The organism is Algoriphagus resistens (assembly GCF_001442615.1).
Lineage (GTDB): Bacteria > Bacteroidota > Bacteroidia > Cytophagales > Cyclobacteriaceae > Algoriphagus > Algoriphagus resistens.
In genome coordinates this window covers 536,382-558,122 of sequence record NZ_LMXN01000001.1, presented here as the reverse complement: position 1 = coordinate 558,122, position 21,741 = coordinate 536,382, and the positions used below count along the sequence as shown (strand labels likewise).

At 38.4% G+C, this 21,741-nt stretch carries 16 protein-coding genes; 2 read left to right on the top strand and 14 right to left on the bottom strand.

Translation table 11 applies throughout. The features are described 5' to 3' along the window. Positions 1 to 39: 39 nt before the first annotated feature. Both AS141_RS02320 and AS141_RS02315 read right to left on the bottom strand, forming a co-directional pair. On the bottom strand, positions 40 to 957 hold the full coding sequence (locus AS141_RS02320) for a glycosyltransferase family 2 protein (RefSeq protein WP_057935998.1): 918 nt from the start codon (positions 955 to 957) through the stop codon (positions 40 to 42). Positions 958 to 985: 28 nt separating this feature from the next. Next, positions 986 to 1,522 carry a serine O-acetyltransferase gene (locus tag AS141_RS02315; RefSeq protein ID WP_057935997.1) on the bottom strand — a complete coding sequence of 179 codons (537 nt, stop codon included), beginning with the start codon at positions 1,520 to 1,522 and terminating at the stop codon, positions 986 to 988. 314 nt (positions 1,523 to 1,836) lie between these two features. Between AS141_RS02315 and AS141_RS02310 the strand changes: the two genes are divergently transcribed. Beyond that, complete coding sequence (locus AS141_RS02310; RefSeq protein WP_057935996.1) at positions 1,837 to 3,771, top strand: hypothetical protein; 1,935 nt, start codon at positions 1,837 to 1,839, stop codon at positions 3,769 to 3,771. Between the two features lie 174 nt (positions 3,772 to 3,945). Here AS141_RS02310 and AS141_RS02305 read toward each other — a convergent pair whose 3' ends face one another. From AS141_RS02305 to AS141_RS02255, 11 genes are all read right to left on the bottom strand, one after another. Continuing rightward, entirely contained in the window at positions 3,946 to 5,022 is a 1,077-nt protein-coding gene (locus tag AS141_RS02305; protein ID WP_057935995.1) for a glycosyltransferase, read from the bottom strand. A 105-nt stretch (positions 5,023 to 5,127) separates the two neighbouring features. After that, positions 5,128 to 5,787, bottom strand: coding sequence for a glycosyltransferase (locus tag AS141_RS26970; protein WP_232424796.1), 660 nt, complete (start codon positions 5,785 to 5,787; stop codon positions 5,128 to 5,130). Between the two features lie 473 nt (positions 5,788 to 6,260). Then, the gene (locus tag AS141_RS02295) at positions 6,261 to 7,400 is read right to left on the bottom strand and encodes a glycosyltransferase family 4 protein (protein ID WP_057935993.1); all 1,140 of its coding nucleotides are present in this window, start codon (positions 7,398 to 7,400) and stop codon (positions 6,261 to 6,263) included. Positions 7,401 to 7,402: 2 nt separating this feature from the next. After that, positions 7,403 to 8,830 carry a hypothetical protein gene (locus tag AS141_RS02290; protein ID WP_057935992.1) on the bottom strand — a complete coding sequence of 476 codons (1,428 nt, stop codon included), beginning with the start codon at positions 8,828 to 8,830 and terminating at the stop codon, positions 7,403 to 7,405. A 4-nt stretch (positions 8,831 to 8,834) separates the two neighbouring features. Beyond that, positions 8,835 to 9,902, bottom strand: a complete 1,068-nt coding sequence (locus AS141_RS02285) for a glycosyltransferase family 4 protein (protein WP_157243363.1) — start codon at positions 9,900 to 9,902, stop codon at positions 8,835 to 8,837. Positions 9,903 to 9,921: 19 nt separating this feature from the next. Continuing rightward, on the bottom strand, positions 9,922 to 10,929 hold the full coding sequence (locus AS141_RS02280; RefSeq protein ID WP_057935990.1) for a glycosyltransferase family A protein: 1,008 nt from the start codon (positions 10,927 to 10,929) through the stop codon (positions 9,922 to 9,924). Positions 10,930 to 10,934: 5 nt separating this feature from the next. Continuing rightward, positions 10,935 to 12,734, bottom strand: a complete 1,800-nt coding sequence (locus tag AS141_RS02275; protein WP_057935989.1) for an ABC transporter ATP-binding protein — start codon at positions 12,732 to 12,734, stop codon at positions 10,935 to 10,937. A 76-nt stretch (positions 12,735 to 12,810) separates the two neighbouring features. Beyond that, positions 12,811 to 15,171 carry a GumC family protein gene (locus AS141_RS02270; RefSeq protein WP_057935988.1) on the bottom strand — a complete coding sequence of 787 codons (2,361 nt, stop codon included), beginning with the start codon at positions 15,169 to 15,171 and terminating at the stop codon, positions 12,811 to 12,813. 2 nt (positions 15,172 to 15,173) lie between these two features. Further along, positions 15,174 to 16,046 carry a polysaccharide biosynthesis/export family protein gene (locus AS141_RS02265; RefSeq protein ID WP_317043010.1) on the bottom strand — a complete coding sequence of 291 codons (873 nt, stop codon included), beginning with the start codon at positions 16,044 to 16,046 and terminating at the stop codon, positions 15,174 to 15,176. After that, complete coding sequence (locus AS141_RS02260) at positions 16,043 to 17,347, bottom strand: nucleotide sugar dehydrogenase (RefSeq protein WP_057935987.1); 1,305 nt, start codon at positions 17,345 to 17,347, stop codon at positions 16,043 to 16,045. The genes AS141_RS02265 and AS141_RS02260 overlap by 4 nt, the downstream gene beginning before the upstream one ends. Before the next feature lie 236 nt (positions 17,348 to 17,583). Continuing rightward, positions 17,584 to 19,308, bottom strand: a complete 1,725-nt coding sequence (locus AS141_RS02255; RefSeq protein ID WP_057935986.1) for a capsule assembly Wzi family protein — start codon at positions 19,306 to 19,308, stop codon at positions 17,584 to 17,586. Between the two features lie 247 nt (positions 19,309 to 19,555). On the opposite strand from AS141_RS02255, the gene AS141_RS02250 reads away from it, so the two are divergent. After that, positions 19,556 to 20,938, top strand: coding sequence for a pectate lyase (locus AS141_RS02250; RefSeq protein WP_232424795.1), 1,383 nt, complete (start codon positions 19,556 to 19,558; stop codon positions 20,936 to 20,938). 5 nt (positions 20,939 to 20,943) lie between these two features. Here the strand turns inward: AS141_RS02250 and AS141_RS02245 are convergent, their stop codons facing one another. Continuing rightward, positions 20,944 to 21,732 carry a glycosyltransferase gene (locus tag AS141_RS02245; RefSeq protein ID WP_057935985.1) on the bottom strand — a complete coding sequence of 263 codons (789 nt, stop codon included), beginning with the start codon at positions 21,730 to 21,732 and terminating at the stop codon, positions 20,944 to 20,946. Positions 21,733 to 21,741 lie beyond the last annotated feature (9 nt).

The window sequence follows — 21,741 nt, the reverse complement described above, 5'->3', positions numbered from 1 at the left end:
AATCTAATAGCAAATTAGACTGCATTCAGGATTGTAAAACTAAATAACTTCATTTTCTACCAGATAGATCGGCCTGTTTTTCGATTCGTTGAAAATCTTTGAAATAAATATTCCGACCACACCGATTGATAGCATATTCATTCCCCCCAAAAACAGAATAATGGCAATAGTAGAACTATATCCTGCAACATCGATTTCCATAAAAAAAGGTCTCAGAACAATAAAAATCAAATACAAAAATGAGAAAAATGTTATGGTAAATCCTGTCCCTACAATCACTTTTAGAGGCATATCCGAAAAGGACACTATTCCATCGAATGCCAAAGCAAAAAGTTTAAGGTAATTCTGCTTGGGCTTACCATGAATTCTTGAAGGCCTGGAGTAGGTGATGGATGTGGTTTTGAAGCCCGGCCAAGATAAAATCCCTTTCATAAAACGGGTTTTTTCCTTAAGCTGGTTGACTGCCTGAACTACCCGCTTATCCATCAAACGGAAGTCTCCCACGTTTTCAGGGATGTTACTGTCTGAGAGTTTGTTGATCAATTTATAAAAAATCCGTGCAGACACGGATTTCATAAATCCTTCATCCCGATCAGATCGCTTAGCATTCACTACCATAAACCCCTTTTTCCATTCTTCAATCATAGTCTCCAATAATTCCGGAGGATCCTGAAGATCACAGTCCATAGGCACTACCACATCTCCATCTGCGTAGTTGAGCCCACAGGTAAGAGCAGCCTCCTTTCCAAAATTCCTGCTCAGCCGTACACATTTCATCTGCGGGAATTTTATTTTGTAGGACACCAACATCTCAAAAGTCTCATCTTCGCTTCCATCATCAATACAGACAATCTCATACTCATAGCCAAGATTGTTCAAAATAGGAACCAACCTCTCGAAGTAAAAAGAAATACCTTCTGATTCATTGAAAAATGGGGTGACTATGGAAATTTTCATTTTGACTATCTAAAGTTCCGTTATACAATTACTGTTTAATTATTTCTTTCGCAGGCACTCCTCCCAAAGCAGAACCATCAGTGAGACATGATTTCACCACACATGCAGAAGCTCCTACCTTAATGTTATCGGCAAGCTTCAACGGTCCTAAAATAACCGCATTTGCCCCCAAAAAACAGTTGTTCCCAAGAAGAATATCACCATCTTTTCCAGAATCCTTACTTCCGATTACATTTCCTCCGGTAAGGGTAAGATCATCACCTATCTGCGCATATCCCGTGATCACAATCCCCAGAGCAGAATGAAGGATCAAAAAACCCTTTCCTATATCTGCCCTGTAGTTTATTTCCGCATTGGAAAACACCTCAAAAAATTTTAAAACAGGCAAAAACGGGATTCTAATCACTGAGTAAACATTGCCAAATGTCAAAAACATCCCTCTTTCCAATCTATATATAAAAATCGCCCAGAAAGATCTGTTAAGCCAGAGTATAAGAATCCTAAGCTTATTTCTTCCCGAGAGGCGCAAAAGATCATACTTAAATTTTGAGAGTTGATCCCACATAATTAATTAATTTAGAGTAAAAAAACAGCTGTTTCCACCAGCCTGGATTTTTCACAAATCCCCTTGAACAAGCTAGTTTATCAACGATATTTACCGAAGTAAAATAGGTTTAAAAAAAACATTTTATCAAAGGCTTAAGGATATTATAGTTTTGCCTGCTTTAAGGATAACTCTGGCTTGATTTATTGAAAAAGGGATCTCAAAAACCTTAAAATACTTCAGAAACCACTAATTTGCAGGGCTAAAAACTAATCTCTTTGTTGAAAAACAAAGGCCAGTTACTTAGCTCACCTTTTTGAAAATTACAACTAGCTATGGTTCAGATAAAAGAAGCTTTTTATTTATACCTTATTCTTCTACTCTGGTCTTTGAGTAGCTTCATCATCGGGGCGGCCTTCACAAAGGCTTTAGCCGTTAAACATAGAACCCCACTACATCGGCTGTTTTTAGCACATTTTTGGGGTTTTACCCTCATTGTAACCTGCTATGCAATCTACAAGACTGAATTCAATACCATAGCCAGCGGCGTATTGCTTCTCATTCTATATTTTATCCTCCGACACAGTAAAAAGGGGGATAAAGAAGAAAACCCGCAGTGGTTCAAGGCAACTGACCTTTCTTGGTACAGTGCCGTTGCGGCACTCAATCTCCTGTATTTCGTTATTGCACTATGGCAAATCCAGGACTTTTCAGGAGGACTACATTACTTTTGGGGCGATGCCAATTTTTACTCAGCCGTAGCGGATTATATCAATTACTTTGGTAAAGAATCCACCCATTTCTACAACTGGATAAATGTGAGTGAACAAAAACCTGATTATTTTCACTTTTCTGACCTATGGGCTGCGGCTATTATTTCCTCTTCTACTGGTACACTATATTATAAGGGTTTAACGTTGGTAATTTATCCTTTCTTACTGACTCTCTTTACGTTGGGTTTTCTAGCCTTGCTCAGACAAAAATCTAAATTCACAACTTTTGAGTTCCTTTTTATTTTCTTGGCAATACTATTCATTGCCCCTTTGAAAATCTCTATTCTTTCCGGCTTCGAAGTTAAAGACGGAGATTATTCCATTTTTAATATATCGCAGCTTAAAGCAATGATCATTGCCTCATGTCTGGTATATGCTCTGCTCAATTATTCTTACAAATCACAGGATTTACGGCTATTCCCTCTCTTTATAAGTGTATTTCTATACTCAACACCATTACCTACAGTTATAGGAGGAATATTGATTTATCTGATTCTGGAATGGATCTTTCGAGGTAAACCAGATTGGTATTCCATCTTACTCTCATTCGGCATCCTATTGTTTTTTGTGCTGTTCTATTTGATAGTGAACCGTCCCACGGAAATTCTCCCTTATATAGAGATAAAGGGACTGATCATTGAACACTATAGCAAGATAGAAAACTATGGAACCTTATTTATTTCCATTATAAAGGTATTCTTGTCGAAAATCATACCCTTACTGCCTTACTTCCTCTTGCTATATATTTTAAGAAAAAAGATTTTGGCTACACTATCGAAAGCAGAAGGACTAAAGGAAACCCTTATGGTGCTGCTTATTATTTCCGCTACCGGATGGTTAGGAGGATCCATGATTAATTTCATCGTAGACGGGGGCCAGATTTTTGAAAATTACATCCAACCGCTTACAAAAATTTTCATAGTTACATCCATTTGGATATTTTACCATTACTGCTTAGGGTGGAGAAAATGGACAGTTTTATCAGCCTTTTTTACCATAGGGTTAATATTCAACAACCCATTCCTTAAAAAGGGATTGGAAATCAACGGTGAGGATTACCAACAATTGGCAGAAAAATTAGTCGCTAAGGAAAATTACCCACGAATCGGGTTTATTACCAGGAAAGATTTCTACGAAGGCGCTGATTTCTTTGGGAGAAACCCTAAAACTGTCACCCCCATGATTAATATGAGGAGATTTATGAATGGCTATTGGCCTGTAAATCTTTCGGTATACGATATCAAATGGGATAATGTAAACCCCTATCAACAGGCATATATTGTAAATGGTGTGGTGGGCTCTCCGTTTTATCAGTATGCGTTTGAGAAAGGATACGCTGAAAATGAAATTGAAAAGGCACAACTAGATTTTATTTCAGAAATAAATCTCGAATTTCTAATTATTGACCAACTGCACCCCTGGGCAAATAATCTTCCCATCCCTTCCCAATTAATAGGGCAAGTCGATGGCTATCAGGTGATGAAAATTAATCGGTAATAAACATTACATTTTGTTGAAACCTCAACTGAAATTGACCCCAGGAAAATTCAACAGTTGTTTCGTTTTACTTTTTCTACAATCCTAATAATCGATCTTAGGGAGAACTCCTACTCGAACTAGAGTCTATGGTATAAAAAGTCCTTGTGTGGACTTATCCCCAGCAGCTTATGTTCAAGGTTGTGGACGATCTGAAAGAATCTGTTGATATAGCTGATGAAACCTGTCAGGGCCGAAGTTTTTCAAAACAAATCCCCTGAGATTTTTACCTCTTTCCAGCGCTTGATTCTGATTGGACATCACGTAGGTAAGCGCATTGGCCATAGCTATCGGTGATTGTGCAGGAACAAGCCATCCATATTTTTCACTGGGCAGCACCTTGCCACAATCCCCTACATTTGTACAGATTGTGGGCAATGCTGCCAGACCATATTCTAATAATGCTACAGGCAACCCTTCTGAAACAGAACTAAGGATACCTATATCCGACTCGTTCAGCAATTTATCTACCTCAATACTTGGTCCCAAAAAAGTTATTTTCTCAGTTAGGCCGTACTCCGTGATTCTACTTTTGATCTCTTTGAAACAGTCCTCTTCAACGATCTCTCCAACTAGCGATATGTTGAAATCAATTGCTCTAAGATGGATTATCTTTAAAGCTTCCAGTAGATTGAGATGATCCTTTTGCCTTCTAAAGTTGGCCAGGTGGAGTAATTTTACAGGGGTGCCCATCCCTTCCCTTCCCTTGAATTCAACATATGGGAAATTGGAAATCAAGAAAATTCTGTCCGAAGACAATATCTTTTTTGCTTTCCACCACATTTCTAATTTCTCATTCACCACAAGAATCGCATCAACGAACTTCAAAAAGAAGTTCAATTCTTTCCGTGGGTATTGTTCCAATTGATCACTTAGACCAAAATGATCATGCCAGATCAATTTCAGCTTTGGAAAAAGGATTTTAAGAAGGGTACCCCAATAAATGGATGTCGAATGGGCATGAACAACATCCGGCTTATGTTTTTTGACAAAGGAATATAGTTTAAAGAAAGTCCAGACATCGAGTCCATTTTTCTTTTTTAAACTTAAATAATTGGTTGATTTATTTAAGTTTTCAACCATGGGGCCGCTTCTCCTTGTCGACACCAAGATATTCTGAATACTTTTTTCAGAAAATAAATTAGCCATGTTAATGGACATACGTTCCGTCCCACCATAATTAAGGGAATCAACAAGCTGCATTATTTTCATTGGGTAAAGTTTGAGATGTTTTGGGTAGAAGTCAGAAGTAATTAGGCATTGCTGAATGGCGATTAACAGTAGCGCTCGGACGGAATTGAATAGTTGACAAAAGCGCTATCTCTGGGAATTTACCAATCTTCCAATTTCAGATTCAAATTTCTCCAACGTATAACCAGTAGACCATTCATGTGCCTTCCTTGCCATTATGTTGTACTCATCAGGACAACTCGCCAGAAACTGTATCCGTTCAGCTATTTCTGAAGGATTCTTAGATACTAATACCCCTCTGCTTCCAAAGTCCAACATCTGAGGAACACATGAAACTTTTGTTGTGACGGGGAGACATCCCCAAAACATTGATTCAGCAACTACTTTAGGCCAACCTTCGCTATCCGAGATAAATATGAGAAAATGAGATTGCTGATAATAGCGCTTAACGAACTCAGCAGGTTTATTGCCATGAATAGTTACGCAACCTTCCAATTCTGAAACTCCCACGAGTTCTTCCAAGCTTTTCTTAAGCGGCCCATCCCCGAATAAATGGAGATTGCACGCAATTTTGTTTCCCTTCAATATTTTCACTACCTCTATACATATGTCAGGATTTTTGTATTTTGATAGTGTTCCTACAAAAATTAATTCTATGGGAGTCTCAAATCCACCAATCTTTCTGGGAATAAAAGGAAGAACGTCCAGATCAGAATAAGAGGCAGTGAAAAAAGGAATGATATTTTCCGTCTTGTCAGGCCATTCTCCATATACAAGTGTCTTCATGTTTCTTGTTAAAAAAGTGGATCGCAACAAAAACTGTTGAACCCGGTAGGACTTTGGCTGTCTGATTGACCAATCCCAGTTTCCGGCGTATTTAGCACTTTTCTTTTTACTAGGAAAAAAAAGCTGACCTATAGACCCCAACAGCCCCATGTTGCCAGGGCATCTAAGATGAATATGATCTGCTTTTCCCATTGACCGGAGAATCTTCCAGAAAATCAAGGGGATAATCCCCAATGCTTTAATCGCATTTACCGGATTAATGAAATTAAATGAGGGGACCCTTATAAATTCAATATTTGTTGAAAGATAGGGTAAATCAATCCCACTGATTTTATCACTGAAGGTACATGGTGCCACAATGTATATTTTGCTAAAAAACTTGGTCCAAATGTTTATTTCTTTCGTATATGGACCATATGCATAATACTTCCCGTCTTTAAAAACATGAGATAGCTGTGTAACGATCAATAAGGTCATTTCAGATGGCAGATGGAAGTATAATAGACTATATTAGATTTAAGGATTTTTTTAGGTGAAAACTTCTCGATCACCCTGGCTCTAGCTCTACGGCCAATCTCTGGAAAACTGTCCCTTTGGCTGAGAGCCAATTTAATCTTATCAGCAATATCAATAGGATCCAAAGGATTACAAAGCCAGCCATCTATCCCATGATTTATTGTCTCTGGACCTGGCCCAAGTTGGGTAAAAATGACAGGTTTTTCCATTGCCATAGATTCAGGAGCTACCAATCCTTGCGTTTCCGAGTGGGATGGAAAAATACAGATTTCAGCTTGTTCGTATATTGAAGGTAATTTGACCTGTTCTACTGGACCATGAAAAGTGTAATGATCTTTAATTTGGTTAAAAGACACCTGCATCAATTCTGTATATGATCTACCATCTGGGAATTTCCAGTCCCTGCCATACAGGTTCAAATGTAAATCAGGGAAATCTACATGCAGTAACTTCAATGCTTGCAGCAACTGTCTCACTCCTTTTTTCTCGCATATAGTACCTGCAAAAACCAGCGAGTTCTTATTGACCTTGGAAGGATCAGATGGGTAAAACCGTTCAATAGAAACAGGATAATTAATTATCTCAATTGGTTTGCTGCCGTAACTTAAAAATCTCTGGGTTTCTTCCTTGACATGGTTCGATACAGCGATGAAACCATCTGCTTTTCTAAACGAGCGTTTCTCCTGAAAGCCTTTCCAGAAATTAACTTTCCTGTTTTCACCAACTGAGAAAAAGTGATGTCCTCCGTGAAGACGGATAACATATTTAACCCCGGGAATTTTATCAAGAAAAGCTAATTGCAATTCAGGTGACTCAATTATCGATATAGGTGATTTGCTATGCAATTTACGCAACTCATTGTTCAGCTTCCGATAGTTATAATACCATTTTAACCCAGGAACTTTACTTGGGCTGAGTGAAATCACCTTGACTCCCCCATCATCATCAACGGAATTAACAGTTGGGTGAAATCCAATTACGGTAACTGCTATATTCTCATTAATTAACCCTTTTGCAATCGTCTGAACAAACGATCCTATACCTCCATGAATTTTATTGTGAAGTGGGTACTCGCCAGTTAGGAATACGATGTGCATAATTATTTAAGCAATTGGTCTATTATCCGGTCAGAAGACTTTTCGAGAGGATGTAATACGATCTTTCTTAACCATTTCTTCCGGTCAATAGCAACCTTGTCTGGATTTGACATAACGTACTTTATTGTTTCAGCCCATTTCGAATTATCATTCAGAAATATTACCGGATTCATTCCATCCATTGACCGAAAATGCTCGAACTTATAAATAGTATTGATGCTCCAATTTATTCTATTTGCTACATTGTAATTTATATATATGCAAGGCTTATCGTAAACGGCAAAATCATGGGCCATGGTGGATCCTATATTGATTACGAGTTCACAATGCCTAACCATATTTACTAATAAATTTACATCTTCCGGAGAAGTAAGAAAACCATTCCATATAGTGCTATCAGATAGCAAGATAGGATCAATAAATGTTACAAGGCTTTTGAATTTTTCCCGGACTCGGTCATATCTGTCAGAGAAATCAACCGGAGCCCTTCTGAAGATCACATGCGGCCTAATATCCTCCTCAATTGTGGCAATAGCCTCTAATACATCTTCAAGATATCGTTCGTCATAAGGTGAGGTAGTGGTATCATCCCCGCTATAACAGATCCACGTGCGATTAATGTCCAAGCCAAACCTCTGGGCAAACTCATTTCTTGGAAGAATCCTCTCCTGCTGAAAATAAAACTCAAACTGGGGAGTCCCGGTGATGAAAATATTTTCTGCTTTTATCTCCCTGTAATAAAGTTGAAGCTCTTCTTTCATGTGTTCCGACCAAACCAGGAAATAATCTGCTTGTATAGCCAATTTAGCTTTAGGGATATTATCCCAGGAAAATATCACACTTGTAACCTTCACTCCCAATCTATTGGCAGCTATACATATGGGCATCAGCTGGGCAACACGCTGATGAGTGATTAATATGGAATCAAATTCTCCGTGTTGCAGTAGTTTTTGATAAAAACGTATAGTTTTCTCACCCCAGAAACGCTTGCTCAATTTATCACAAAGTGATATCAACCTGTAATTCCAAGAGATCAGTGTACCTAAAAACCGCGTACAAAATAAAAACAATCTCCATACACGGCTCCATTTCGCATTGGCCCTGTTAAACAACAAACTTTTATTTTTAACCTCTCTGGAAAAAAACTTTAATCTGGCCCAGGAAGCAGTTTCCCAAAAAAATCTAGATAGTATAGGTTGGCTAAAGAGCGATAAGTCTGCTATCGAGACCGTATTGTTTTGAGATATCTTCAAATTCTTCAACAATACTTCAGTAGGAACACCTGACCAAATACTTACTTCTGCATTTTTAGCTAATTTTTCAAAATGAGTTGAATATAAATAGTTCCTAACACCTATTCCATCTGGAACTATAATTAATATTTTCTTTGGAGACAAGACATCGTTTAATTTTGATTGGGTATTGGTCATCGCTTTAGCCTACTGCATCTACAAATTTTGATTTCCATTCTTGATAAGTATGCAAATCATAACTTTTAGTGAAACTTATTGAATAGCTAGTCTTTATGAATTCAGCAAATGCTAGCTCAAAAGTATTACACCATTCATGAACTATATTTGGGTACTTCACAAAATAAACACTAGGAACACCTTGTAGTACTTCGGGTATACTTCCATTCTCAGAGGTAATTATCCAATTCCCACATTTAGCAGCTTCAACCACAGACAATCCAAATCCTTCTTTCCATAAGGAAGTAAAAAAATAAAAATCAGAAGCCTGTAAATATGAAGCTATAGTATCATGAGGAATACGGCCTACTTGCTTAATCCGAGGATTATTTAAAGAGATATCTGGTTTGGCTCCAATGATCAATGCATAAACATTGCTATGGTTCTTCAGAATGTGCTCTACTACTTTTATGAAAATATGAAGCCCCTTGACGGGTCTGTCATTAGCCATCCAGCTCACCACAACCGTATTGGGGGGGATTGACAGTGATTCTCTTACTTGTTGTTTCTCTCTATCATCTAGCGGAAAAAACTTATTTGAATCTACTCCATTTCCAACCACTGCGACTTCAGGTACAAATTTCACACTATTTTGGAGACTATGTAAATAACTAGTTTTACTTAAAAACAGCAATTTATCTACTCGCTCTTGGATATTATCTGAAAGCTTAAGTTCAAACCCGTGAAAGAAAAACACAAGCTCGACTCTCCCTTTGAATTTTTCTTTTTCTAAAGCTATAGCTTCAAGCAATGCAAGGTCGTCAAATACCACCACCTTCAACAATATTTCATTTCCACATAATCCTTGAATAGCTTTGATAAAATCTTTTGCAACCCACTTTAACAGTTGATACTTTCTTAACCAAGGGGTATACGTAATCCATTTATTTTTAATACACCGGATGTATCTAGTGTCAGAAACCTGGCTTGGTGACAAAATATAATCAAAGTAAATTTCCTCCCTGTTGAACTTATCTATATAGTTGGTCCAGCTCCCTATGGTGGATGCAGGAAGACCTATATTACTGATCATCAAACGCTTTACTTGCATATTAATAGCCTATAACTCCTTTCGATTTAAAAAACTGCTTCCTAAACTTATGAAGGAGTAAACGGTTGAAAAACCACCCGATTTTATACTGTATTCTTGTTAAGGGCTTGGGAACTGGAAAATTATAATATTTCTCTTCCACAGGTGCTGCCTTTATCTTTTCCAATTCCACATCCATCCAAGGTTCATGGACGTTCCCAAGATGATAGCCATAATTATTCAAGGTGGCCATCCTTAAAAAGCCTCCCTTATCATTTGGCATATCAAGATAATCGTTATCAGATCGAGTGGATAAAAAATCCCTGGCAGGAAAATTCGGGGCAAACGAAAATACATCCCTTCGATAAGTTGCTACAAAATGCCCACAGCCCATGACACCTTTTGCCCGTCCATTGTCTACCACCAAATACTTTTGATAATGGATAGGTTTTAGGATAGTACGCTGGATACTATTTTCGAACTTTTTTAAGCCATCAGGATCTCTCACTTCATCAAAGTATAACTTCCCTTTAAATAATCCATAATAGGTAGTGGCGTTAGAAAAATTTATAAAGCCTAAGCTGTGAGGTACTGGAGATACCATCCCCGCCTCAGGGAACTCATAAAAAATCTCTTCTACGGCATTCTGCCAACCTGACTTGAACATTACATCCGCATCGGTAACGGTTATCAGTTCTTCTATATTACTTTTTATACCTGAATAGACTGCATTTATCTTCCCCAGATTAGTTTTGGAATGATAGAGCTGATCGAAAAGCGGAAATTCATTATACATCCTTTCCAAGTATTCTCTTACTTCCTGACAGCATCCATTATTTACTACGGTGATCCTGCTCCTATCATGTATAGTAAATAATAAGGATTCCAGATTCAACTTCAGAATATCCAAAGAACTTTTGAAATAGGAATCAACGAGATTTGGAATGAATACAGGGAGAATAATTCTATGGTAAACTGCAGAGGATATCTCTGAGCTAATGTTTTTAGTTGGATTTTCTCCTACCCTCATCTTATCTAGAACTTTTGGTAGCTAACCATGTGGTTGAACTTAGGACTGTTTCCAAGCAAATACTCAAAATCACCTTGCTCTACGATTTCACCGCTTTCGAGCAAGATAATTCTGTCAGCTTTACGTATTGTGCTCAATCTGTGGGCTACTATAAAAATAGAAAACTTACCTTTCAGTGAATCAATGTTGTTTTGAATATCACGCTCCGTCTGGCTATCCAATGCTGAGGTTGCTTCATCAAAAACCAAAATGTCCACATTCTTGTAAATTTCCCTTGCTATGGAAATACGTTGCTTTTGCCCTCCACTTAGAATCATCCCATTATCACCTAGTATTGTATTATGTCCATTTGACATTCCTTTAACGAAACCGTCCATTTTGGCAAGTTCAAGCGCATGATAAAAACGCCTAACATTTTCCGGATCAGGATTACTCCAGAATGTGACATTATTAAATACCGAGTCATTGAAAATGACCGGTTCTTGCGTAATATAACCTACTCTTTTTCTGAATTTGTTAATATTCAAGCTATTAAGTTCAATCCCTCCTACTAATATTTTACCTTTAGTAGGTTTAATCAACCCAACAATCATATTGATGAAGGTTGATTTACCTCCACCACTCGGCCCAACAAAAGCAATTGTTTCCTTTTCACCAAATTCTGTGTTTATATTTTTCAAAATTGGAGCCGTATCCCCATAGCTAAACTCAACATCTTCAATTTTGTAATTGAAAGACTTCAGTTGAAAATCACTTTCAACAGCATCTTCCTTGCCGGATTCCATCGTCTCAATCAGGCTCTCAGCAGAGTAAATGCCTCCTATATTTGAAATGAAGCCTTGCCAGCTGGATTGGATAGCAATCACATGCACCATCGAGCGGTAGAAAAACATCAAGCTCATAGCAATTGTCGAAAAATCACCTCCGATAAAGCTTATCTGAATAATTACTACCAGAATTATTACAATTAAAATTATAGGCTCCCGTGTTCCAGAGAGTATCGCATTGTAAAAACCTATTTTACGCTGGTTTCCCTCTATCTGATCAATAGTCGCAAGTACCTTTTTCTTATAAATATCAAAATGTGAAGTTGCTTTTAGGTATTTAAAATGCTGTACGGCTTGAATAATATAAGACTGAAAAGTGTGACTTGAAGTGGAAATCCCCTTACTGGCTTTCTCGGTGGAATAATACAATCGCTTAAAAAGAAAATTGGAAAGTCCTCCACCTATAGAAACCAGCAGTGCAAATTGCCAATTTGAAAAGAATGCCAAAGCAAAATAAACAAGCAACAATACGAAAGATTGAACCGTATTAAAATATGCTATGAAAGAAGCGGTAACCTTATACACCTCACCTGATAAGGTATTCTGGATTTCACCCGCATCCATGGTAGTAAAATGGGTAAATTTCATTTCTTCCAAAGAATTTACCATTTTATACCTTAAATTTTTGACAAAGTAGGACTGAAGAAGCGTTTTATAATACGTGTCCAAAAATTTAAAAAATCCTTTGAGTAGGAACAGGAATATCATTAATCCCAGTAAAAATGTAACCGTGATATCCAATCCCATTCCTTCAAAGAACTCAAAGATAAACTTAAAATTCCCTAAAGATTCCGTCAATTCACCTTCTCCACCAATAGATGACTGGATCAATGGTATGAATAGGGCTATTCCAAAACCATCAAAAATCCCTACAAAAAAGCTTAAGGATAATAAAACAAAAATCCTATGCTTTAAGTACTTATAAAACAAAGAAAAGTACTTAAAGTATCTCTTCTTTATATCAGTCAACAAACTCATGGGTATATGTTACAATAACAAATCAGGCCTGAAATAGGCCTGATTTGTTGTATTACGAAATTAATGGGCTGTTTCTTTATTTTTTATCATCATCATAGTACCCATAACCATAGCCATAGGTATACCCATAGCCATAGGTCACCTCTCTGGAATCTACCCCATTGAACACACCATAAATATTTCGAATTTCTGCGCTCCTTTTTATGCCATTAAGCGCATCTACAAAAGATCTTTGACTAAAATTCTGTCTAAAAACAAATAGCGTAAGATCAACGTGGCTAAACAGTTCGAGCGTCTCGCTAACTAAACCTATAGGAGGCGTATCCAGAATAATTACATCGTATGATTCCTTTAAATCATTTATCAGGTTTTTAAATCTATCTGTAAACAATAATTCTGCAGGATTAGGAGGAGTAGGGCCCGAAAGAAGAATATCTAGATTGCTGTAACCAGACTCGTTGATTACGTTCTTCCAGTTTTTCTCCTGACCACTTAGGTAAGTGGAAAGTCCCTTTTTATTATCAATTTTAAAATCATCATAAATCTTTGGCTTTCTCATATCACAGCCGACCAGAATAGTTTTTTTACCTGTCAAGCTATAAACAGAGGCCAGGTTCATCGCGCAAAACGTCTTTCCTTCTCCCGAGATAGTAGATGTCACCATAATAGCTATCTTATTCTCATTTGGAAGCACAAATTTTAAATTGGCCCGAAGCGATCTGAATCCTTCCGCAATACCCGACTTACCATGATTTAACACTACAAGGTTGTTTTCTAGCTTATTAAATAAAATAGTGGCCAGCACCGGAACCCTTAGCTTTTTCTCCAGATATTTTACATCTTCTATTTTAGTTCTAAAATACTCCCTAAGAAAAACAAACAGTAGCGGAAATGAGAAACCAAGAAACAAAGCAATTAAATAGGTTCTAAGCGGTTGTGGCACAACCCTTCTACCTCCACCTGCAGGTTCAATTATCTTATTATTGGCTGTGTTGGATGCTTTGGTAATAGCTGCCTCTGAGCGCTTCTCCATCAGAAATGTGTAGAGATTCTCATTCAACGTAAACTGCCTTTGGATTCGAATAAGATTCTGTTCGGTTTGCGGTAATGAACGAAATGACTTCTCAATATCAACAATCCGGGATTCCAAATCTTTAATCACTAATTGCGAATTTTCGTCTACATTGTTTAAGATTTCCCTGATAGACCTATTGGCATCTTCTATTTTTCTATTGACCTCTCTGACTGCAGGGGACATGTCTGTCTGAGTGGCTAAAAGCCTAGATTTATCCACTTGCATAGCAAGAAGGTTTTCTATCAACGCATTCAATATAGGATCGTCAATCCCTATTCCCGAGGGCACTACCAGGTCTCTGTAATTTTCTCGCAGCAAATAATCTTTTAAACTTTGATAGTATGTTCTTTTGAATTGCTCATCTTTTAAAAGGGATTCCAGCTCTGATAATTTCTCATAAACAGCCTCTCCTTCTGTACTAAGATCATAAATTTTGTTTTCAGACCTAAAGGCCTCAAGTTCCCGCTCGAAAGCACTCAAGTCATCTGCTACCCCAGCAACCTGGCTGTCAATAAAAGCTATGGTATTCGCATATACCTCATTCTTTTCTTGCAGTTCGAGGGCAAGATACGTTTCCATCAATGTATTCAGATATTCCTCTCCCTGTAACACATTTGGAGTGTGAATACTTAAATCCATTATAGTGGCCCCCCTTTCAACAGCTTCAACCTGTAATTGGGTGGAGTAATGACTTGCCAAAGATTTAATATCCCGTAGCTTAAATAATATTGAGCCTGTGCTATCTGTATCTATTTTTGCTACCTTAATTCTAAAATGATCCGTTTCCACCCAATCTCCAAAGCTGAAAGTTTGAGCTTCAGGTATATTGTACAAAGAAGTATAAGTTCCGTCAGGTAAATACTTTGTATATTTTTTATCATTGAAACTTAGCGTAAATGTTTCACTACTCTCCCATGACATAGATATCAAGCCATCAATAATTTGGGCTGAATTCCAATCAACTTGAATTAAAACAGGGGCATTTTTGTAAAGTTTTTCATTTACAAATGTACTTTCCCTGTAATACTCAATATTAAAATCCAGCTGTTTAAGTGCTCTTTCAGCTATGGGTTTAGATTTCAAAATGATAACTTCATTTTGAAGACCGATAGACCCAACGTCCATGATTGCAGGCTTTTCAAAAAGAGCCAGCGTATTTTCTTTCTCCTTTATAAAAAATTTACTTTTTACCTCATAGAGCGGCAACGTGGTCTTAGTCCAAAAAAAAGCAGCCACTAAAAAAAGTACGACTGAAAGCAAAATCCAAGGCCAGATTCTTAGTGCTTTATTTAGGAAAGTTTTCAAATCAAATGAGCTGTCCTCTTGCTCAAATAATTGATCATTTTCTTTTTCGAAATCCATTATCAGTTATTATTAACAAGGGTTAGAATCAAAGCAATAGCTGTGACTGTTGATGTCAGCAAAGTAATGGTCTGAAGGAAATTTGTTGCACCACCAACTTCACGCACTTTTAGTGGCTCTGCATAAAGAACATCATTCGGTCTTATAAAATAAAAATCTGAGGCCAGAAGGTTTTTATCATTGAGATTTACCCTGTGGATCTGAGATCCATCAGGATATTGTCTGACAATCACCAATTCATCTCTTTTAGCCAGAATATTCAAATCATTGGCAGCAGCAATTGCCTCAAAAATCGTTACCCTATTCTGTAAAATTGTTAATTTTCCAGGAGCATTAAATTCACCCAGTGCACTGAACCGTATACCTCCTAATCTTACCCTGGTAAAAAACTCATCTTCATTGACGTATTTTTTGACTTCTTCCTCTATCTTCGCTTGAGCTTCCTTTGTGGTCAATCCTACCAAATTTATTTCTCCTATCAAAGGTAATTCAATCAATCCCTCCTCATCAATTGTATAGCCATTCATAAAAAAAACATCCCCTCCGGCCTGTGAACCACCTGCCATCATCCCGTTATTTTGGTTGACCATGGAGGTGGCATTAAAAATCTGATTTAAGTCTTCACTGGTAGTCTTGATGTTGATATCTACAATATCAAACTGCTGAAGCAGGTAATCATCAAAGTGATATCCTATTCTTTCGCTTGAACTTATTACTGGATTAGAGTCCTTACCAGCATCCTGCATATAAATTAATTTCTCATTTGAAATGCAGGAAAATAAAGTAATACTTGAAATTAAAATCGCTAAAAATCTATTTATTTTTTTTTTCATAGGAATTGTTTGTTGCAAATTATTGCAAAATCTTAAAATCACAATCTCGAATCGACTAAACTTTTTTCCAAAACTCCTTTAACATCAAATACAACCTGATTGTCTGATTTCGCTATAGGAAGAGACTTAAAATCCTTATGGGCTACAGCTAGAATCACCGCAGAATAACCGGATAAATCGGGTACAAGACCTCCTGAGAGAATATCAATACCGTATTCATGCTTCACTTCCTCCCGATTTGCCCATGGGTCATAAACATCTACCTGTATATCAAAGGAACATAATTCTTTGTAAATATCAATGACTCGTGTATTTCTGACATCAGGGCAATCTTCTTTAAAAGTAAATCCCAAAATCAAAACCTGCGAATCTATCACTTTTAAGTTTTTGCGCATCATAAGCTTGATCACTTCAGTGGCCACATGCTTGCCCATGCTGTCATTCAACCTGCGCCCTGCCAAAATGATCTCAGGGTGATAGCCTAATTCCTGGGCCTTTTGCGCCAGATAAAAAGGATCAACACCTATGCAATGCCCTCCTACCAGTCCTGGCTTGAATTTAAGGAAATTCCATTTGGTGCCTGCTGCTTCCAACACTTCAGTGGTATCTATTCCCAATAGGTTGAAAATCTTTGACAGTTCATTGACAAAGGCAATGTTGATATCCCGCTGGGAATTTTCAATTACTTTAGCTGCCTCGGCTACTTTGATTGAAGAAGCCTTGTGTGTTCCCGCGCTTATAACTGAACGATATAATTGGTCAACGAACTCCGCAATCTCAGGAGTGGATCCTGAGGTGACTTTCAGAATCTTGGCAACGGTATGCTCCTTGTCTCCAGGATTAATCCGCTCAGGTGAGTAGCCTGCAAAAAAGTCCTCATTGAATTTCAGTCCAGAAACTTTTTCCAATACCGGCACACATTCGTCCTCAGTGACTCCTGGATAAACAGTGGATTCATAAATCACTACATCTCCCTGCTTGAGGTATTGCCCGATATTTTCTGATGCTTTCAGCATGGGGGTGAGAACCGGACGGTTGTGTTTATCTGTCGGAGTGGGTACAGTCACTATGTAAACTGTACAGTCAGCAAGATCAGCGGATTGATGGGTTGGGAGTAATCCCTTTGCTCCTGCTTTGGCAAAATCTTTGACCAACACGGACTGAAGCAATTCATCTTCCACTTCAAGAGTGTTGTCTTTGCCGGCATTGATTTCACCGATCCGCTGTGAATTTATGTCAAATCCCACCGTAGGATATTTCTTGGCAAACTCTACAGCCAATGGAAGGCCCACATAACCTAAGCCAATAATGGCAATTTTCGCATCTTTTAATTCCATATTCATAGTTGACTAACTTTCTTTAAAAATCATTTAAAAACCTGACTTCCAATCTCTAAACTATATAGCTTCGCTCTTTCAGTCCCAGAACTTAGCAGTATCCATGGGAAAAGTATTACACTCTTGCCCCATCCTTAAAATAAGCCCGACACCCAGTGCGCTCTATTTCAAATGAGTAACTTTGGTACTCATTTGAAATAGAGCGCAAAACTAACAGAATTTGAGTGAATTAAAACCCTTAATTAGTTAGCCCCGCCAATTCTGTATATTAAATTAAGATTTCCGTAAAACGCGAAAGGGTTATACCCCTTGGGAAATTCAGACGTACTTTCGTCGCTTTGTTGCCATTGGTAGTTATAGCTTTTGATAAGCTGGGCTTTACCACTAAGGATAAGGTTATTCCATTGCTGATCCCAAAGTAGCCCTAGGCTTAGGTCTATCCAGGGTCTCCTACCCTCGGTTTGCCCAAAGGCACGATAAAAGAAATCTTGATTGTTTTCCAGTCTTTCCAATAAAATCCCTCTTTTGTTCATTCCTGACACTTTGGCTATTTCCAGCGTTTGAACATTTGAACCTACCCCACTCCCCACCCCTAAAGTCTCTCCATAATTCACAAATCCCCTAGCCTTACCATGGGTGTGCCACGTTTGGTTTCCTGTTAATCCTAAATATCTAATGTACCTGTTATTGGACTCTTGCTGGTGGGTAATCTCACCTCTCAGTTGGATAAAAGTACCAGCTTTACCAGTAGCAAATAACTTCTGGAACCCCATCAGATATGCCCTGGCATGTTCCGGGCTAAGTATGTAATCACGCCAATTGTAGGCATGGTCCCTTCTACCAAATTCAGTATAAATTTCAAATTTAGCTTTGGGGACAAGGTATCGAAATGAAATTGTCACCTGCTGATCCTGACCATTATTGTCATATTCTACTGAGTTTCCATTCGAGAAAAACTTTTCTTTTTGGAAGCCTTCAAATATTGGGAAATACCCTTCAAATGTTTTCACCCGATATTTGTTGTATTGCTGGAAGGTTCGATTAAACCCAAGAAACAAATTGGGCAGAAAAGCAGGGTTATAGGTAATGGATAGTCCATTTAAATACCTCCAGTCCCCATCAAAATTTGCAAAGTAGGCTTCATTTAGCTCATTGTTCTGGGAAGGAGAAAGTCCGCTATTTTCAAGCTGCCCCATGATTACCTGACCTTCAAAATTCCCAATAAATGTTTTGACTGGTCTCCTTGTATGTAAGGAAAGGTGGGGAAAACCTTCTGCATTATCACTAAAAGTCAGCGAATTAAATTGACCTGGCCCCCACCATATATTTTGCGTGGAAATCCCAAGTGCAATTGGACCGGCAAGTAGATTTACACTTGATTGCCCCCACCAAACCCTTGAAGTAGGGCCATCCCCAAAACGTTCTGGATTATCCCCGTTATTCCAATAGAAAAACCTTGCTCTGATAACATTGCTGGGAAAATCATCAGAAAAACCTCTAAAGGCTTTGTTTTGTGAATAGGCATACTCTGGCTGAAATTGAACTTCCAGAAAATGGAATCTCGCATAAAAACCTGTACTCAGGTAGGTCTGAAACCCTACATTTGGAACTAAACCTTTGTTCCCCCAACCATAAGGCCTTTTTCCATTATACTCAGAAGAAGATAGAATTGGCAGCAGATTGAACCTGACCTTAGGATTGGGCAGGTTTGTCTTACCAGTCAGGTAAGCCGAAACGACCATCGAAGCAGCCGAGGAATCCCTTCCATCAAATCTGATGGGTCTAAGCTGAAAGGAAATAGCAGAATCGAATTTTCCATGAAGTTGTTGACGGCGCAAGTATTGCTCAAGTATAGGCAGGTCAGCGTTTAACTGTTGCGCGAAGCTTCCTGATTGCTGGAAAATAAAAATCAGCAAGAAAAACAAGACTGTCCGCACTTCTATCTTAACCCTTAATTTATTGTTCATTTCCAACCAACACTTCTATTTTCTGTACCCATTCGCTATATCTTTTCTTGTTTTCCCTATCTGTTGTTGAAAATAATGGTGAGATTTTTGAACCGAGCCAACCTAAACTGATGACAAAGGTGTAAAATTTTTGAATAACTATATAGTTTGAAGTCGACCCTCTTAACTGTTATATTTACAGGAACTTCTCTTATAAAATTCGTTATTAATTCTTATATTAAGTTCAATGTTTAACTTTCTTCTTAAAATGAAAATTCTTGTCTTTTTAATGCTTTTGCCCCTCAGGGTATTTGCTTTCCAAGACCAACCGATTGCATTTCCTACTGCTGAAGGTTTTGGCAAACATACTACCGGAGGGCGCGGGGGGGCAGTGCTCTTGGTAACAAACTTAAACGACAGTGGACCGGGAAGCTTAAGAGAGGCTATCGATACTTCTGGAAAACGGACGATAATCTTTACTGTCTCCGGGAATATACCCCTGGAAAGCCCCTTGACAATAAAAAACGGGGACCTCACGATTGCTGGGCATTCTGCGCCCGGAGGCGGTATAACTATTCAAAATCACCCCGTGAAACTGGATGCGGACAATTTAATAATCCGGTATATCAGAGTAAGGGTCGGAGATACAGCAAAAAAAGAGGTCGACGCTATTACGGGGGTAAAAAGGAAGAATATCATCATCGATCACTGTTCGTTTAGCTGGGGAAATGATGAAGTGGCATCATTTTACGATAATGAAAATTTTACCTTACAGTGGTCGATTATCTCAGAAGGCCTGCATCATTCTTACCATTCCTCAGGAAGAGCACACGGCTATGGAGGCATATGGGGCGGTAAAAAAGCAACTTTCCATCATAATCTCATGGCTCATTTATTTGCAAGACTTCCCCGGTTCAATGGATCCAGGTACCATAAAAAGCCCAATGAGGAAATCGTGGAATTTCGGAACAATGTGCTTTATAACTGGGTAAATTACTCCTCCTATGGAGGTGAAGGCGGCTTTCATAATCTGGTGAATAATTACTACAAATACGGACCTGCAACCCAGGAAGAACAGCGGTTCAGGATGCTTAGAATAATGGAGCCCCAGGGGAAGTTTTATATATCGGGAAATTTTATTTATGGTGATTCTCCTGGCACATCGGACAATTGGTACGGAGGAAACTGGAAAGGGCCAATTCGGGGCAGTGATCTGTCGAAGCTCAAAATCACTAAACCTTATTCTCTTCAGGACACAAAACCTGAATCCGCAGAAGTAGCTTTTACCAGGGTTTTGGAAGGAGTGGGTGCCAGTCTACAGCGTGATCCCATCGATGAACGAATCGTCCGGGAGGTCAAAGACCAGACAGCTACCTATGGCCAAAATGGGATAATCGACAGTCAGGTCGATGTGGGAGGATGGCCTACTCTTCCCACTGCTGAACTTCCTACAGATTCCGATTCAGATGGAATTCCTGATAGTTGGGAACTCCGCAATGGTCTTGATCCCAACGACCCCAAGGATTCCAGTACGCAATCAACCCATTCCCACTATACCTATTTGGAAGTATATCTTGAGGAATTGCTCAATCAGAAAGACCAGTCCGAATCATTGTTTGACAGGATACTAAAGCTCATCAACAGCAACTGATCCCCTTAACGTAGAAAGGTTTCATAGAAAATTTTACGCAGGGAATTTGGCACTAGCCGGATGCTCCCCCTGATAATATAATTCCGTACGAATTCTAATTTGTTTATAAATCCGATATCCAGAAATGTTTTTTGGACCTGTGTCTCTATCTGAAAATAACGTAACCCTCCCCTTCTATTAAAGAGCCGTTCATCGACCCGCATATAAACCAGAGATTCAGGAATATTGGCTATTTTATATCCAGAATTCAATAATCTGCCCCACAGGTGATAATCTTGCTGGAATCTGAAATTAAAGTAACTTCCCACGTTATTGATGTCAGATTTCCGATACATGACCGTAGGATGGTTCAAGGGACAACGTTTCTTTGCGAAATAAAAGAGTTCATGCGGTTCGGAAGGCAATTTCCTATAGTTGGAAATCTCCTCAATGGAATCCGAAAATTCGGCAATCCAACTTCCTACAACAGATATGTTGGGTTGCGCACTAAGAAATTTAAATTGGTGTTCAAATCTGTTTGGATGACAGATATCATCCGAATCCATTCTGGCAACAATTTCAAATGAGCATAACTCCAATCCCCTTTTTAAGCTCAGCCCCAAGCCTATATTTTCTTTATTGACGTATAATCGAATAGGTAGTAGTCTGGTCCATTTTTCCACAATTTGCTCCAATTCTTTTCCTACCTGCCCATCCTGAATCAAAATAATCTCTTCAGCGGCTAAGGTTTGTCCTCTCAAGCTTTCAAATGCCTGGTCTAAATGTGATGGACTGTCTTTTTTATAAAAAGACATTAGGCATGA

Coding starts and splice junctions, on each gene's coding strand:
- AS141_RS02260 (WP_057935987.1), bottom strand. CDS start 17,347: ATGAATATGGAATTAAAAGATGCGAAAATTGCCATTATTGGCTTAGGT.
- AS141_RS02255 (WP_057935986.1), bottom strand. CDS start 19,308: ATGAACAATAAATTAAGGGTTAAGATAGAAGTGCGGACAGTCTTGTTT.
- AS141_RS02245 (WP_057935985.1), bottom strand. CDS start 21,732: ATGTCTTTTTATAAAAAAGACAGTCCATCACATTTAGACCAGGCATTT.
- AS141_RS02310 (WP_057935996.1), top strand. CDS start 1,837: ATGGTTCAGATAAAAGAAGCTTTTTATTTATACCTTATTCTTCTACTC.
- AS141_RS02315 (WP_057935997.1), bottom strand. CDS start 1,522: ATGTGGGATCAACTCTCAAAATTTAAGTATGATCTTTTGCGCCTCTCG.
- AS141_RS02280 (WP_057935990.1), bottom strand. CDS start 10,929: ATGAGGGTAGGAGAAAATCCAACTAAAAACATTAGCTCAGAGATATCC.
- AS141_RS02275 (WP_057935989.1), bottom strand. CDS start 12,734: ATGAGTTTGTTGACTGATATAAAGAAGAGATACTTTAAGTACTTTTCT.
- AS141_RS02295 (WP_057935993.1), bottom strand. CDS start 7,400: ATGCACATCGTATTCCTAACTGGCGAGTACCCACTTCACAATAAAATT.
- AS141_RS02320 (WP_057935998.1), bottom strand. CDS start 957: ATGAAAATTTCCATAGTCACCCCATTTTTCAATGAATCAGAAGGTATT.
- AS141_RS26970 (WP_232424796.1), bottom strand. CDS start 5,787: ATGAAGACACTTGTATATGGAGAATGGCCTGACAAGACGGAAAATATC.
- AS141_RS02285 (WP_157243363.1), bottom strand. CDS start 9,902: ATGATCAGTAATATAGGTCTTCCTGCATCCACCATAGGGAGCTGGACC.
- AS141_RS02290 (WP_057935992.1), bottom strand. CDS start 8,830: ATGACCAATACCCAATCAAAATTAAACGATGTCTTGTCTCCAAAGAAA.
- AS141_RS02270 (WP_057935988.1), bottom strand. CDS start 15,171: ATGGATTTCGAAAAAGAAAATGATCAATTATTTGAGCAAGAGGACAGC.
- AS141_RS02305 (WP_057935995.1), bottom strand. CDS start 5,022: ATGAAAATAATGCAGCTTGTTGATTCCCTTAATTATGGTGGGACGGAA.
- AS141_RS02250 (WP_232424795.1), top strand. CDS start 19,556: ATGAAAATTCTTGTCTTTTTAATGCTTTTGCCCCTCAGGGTATTTGCT.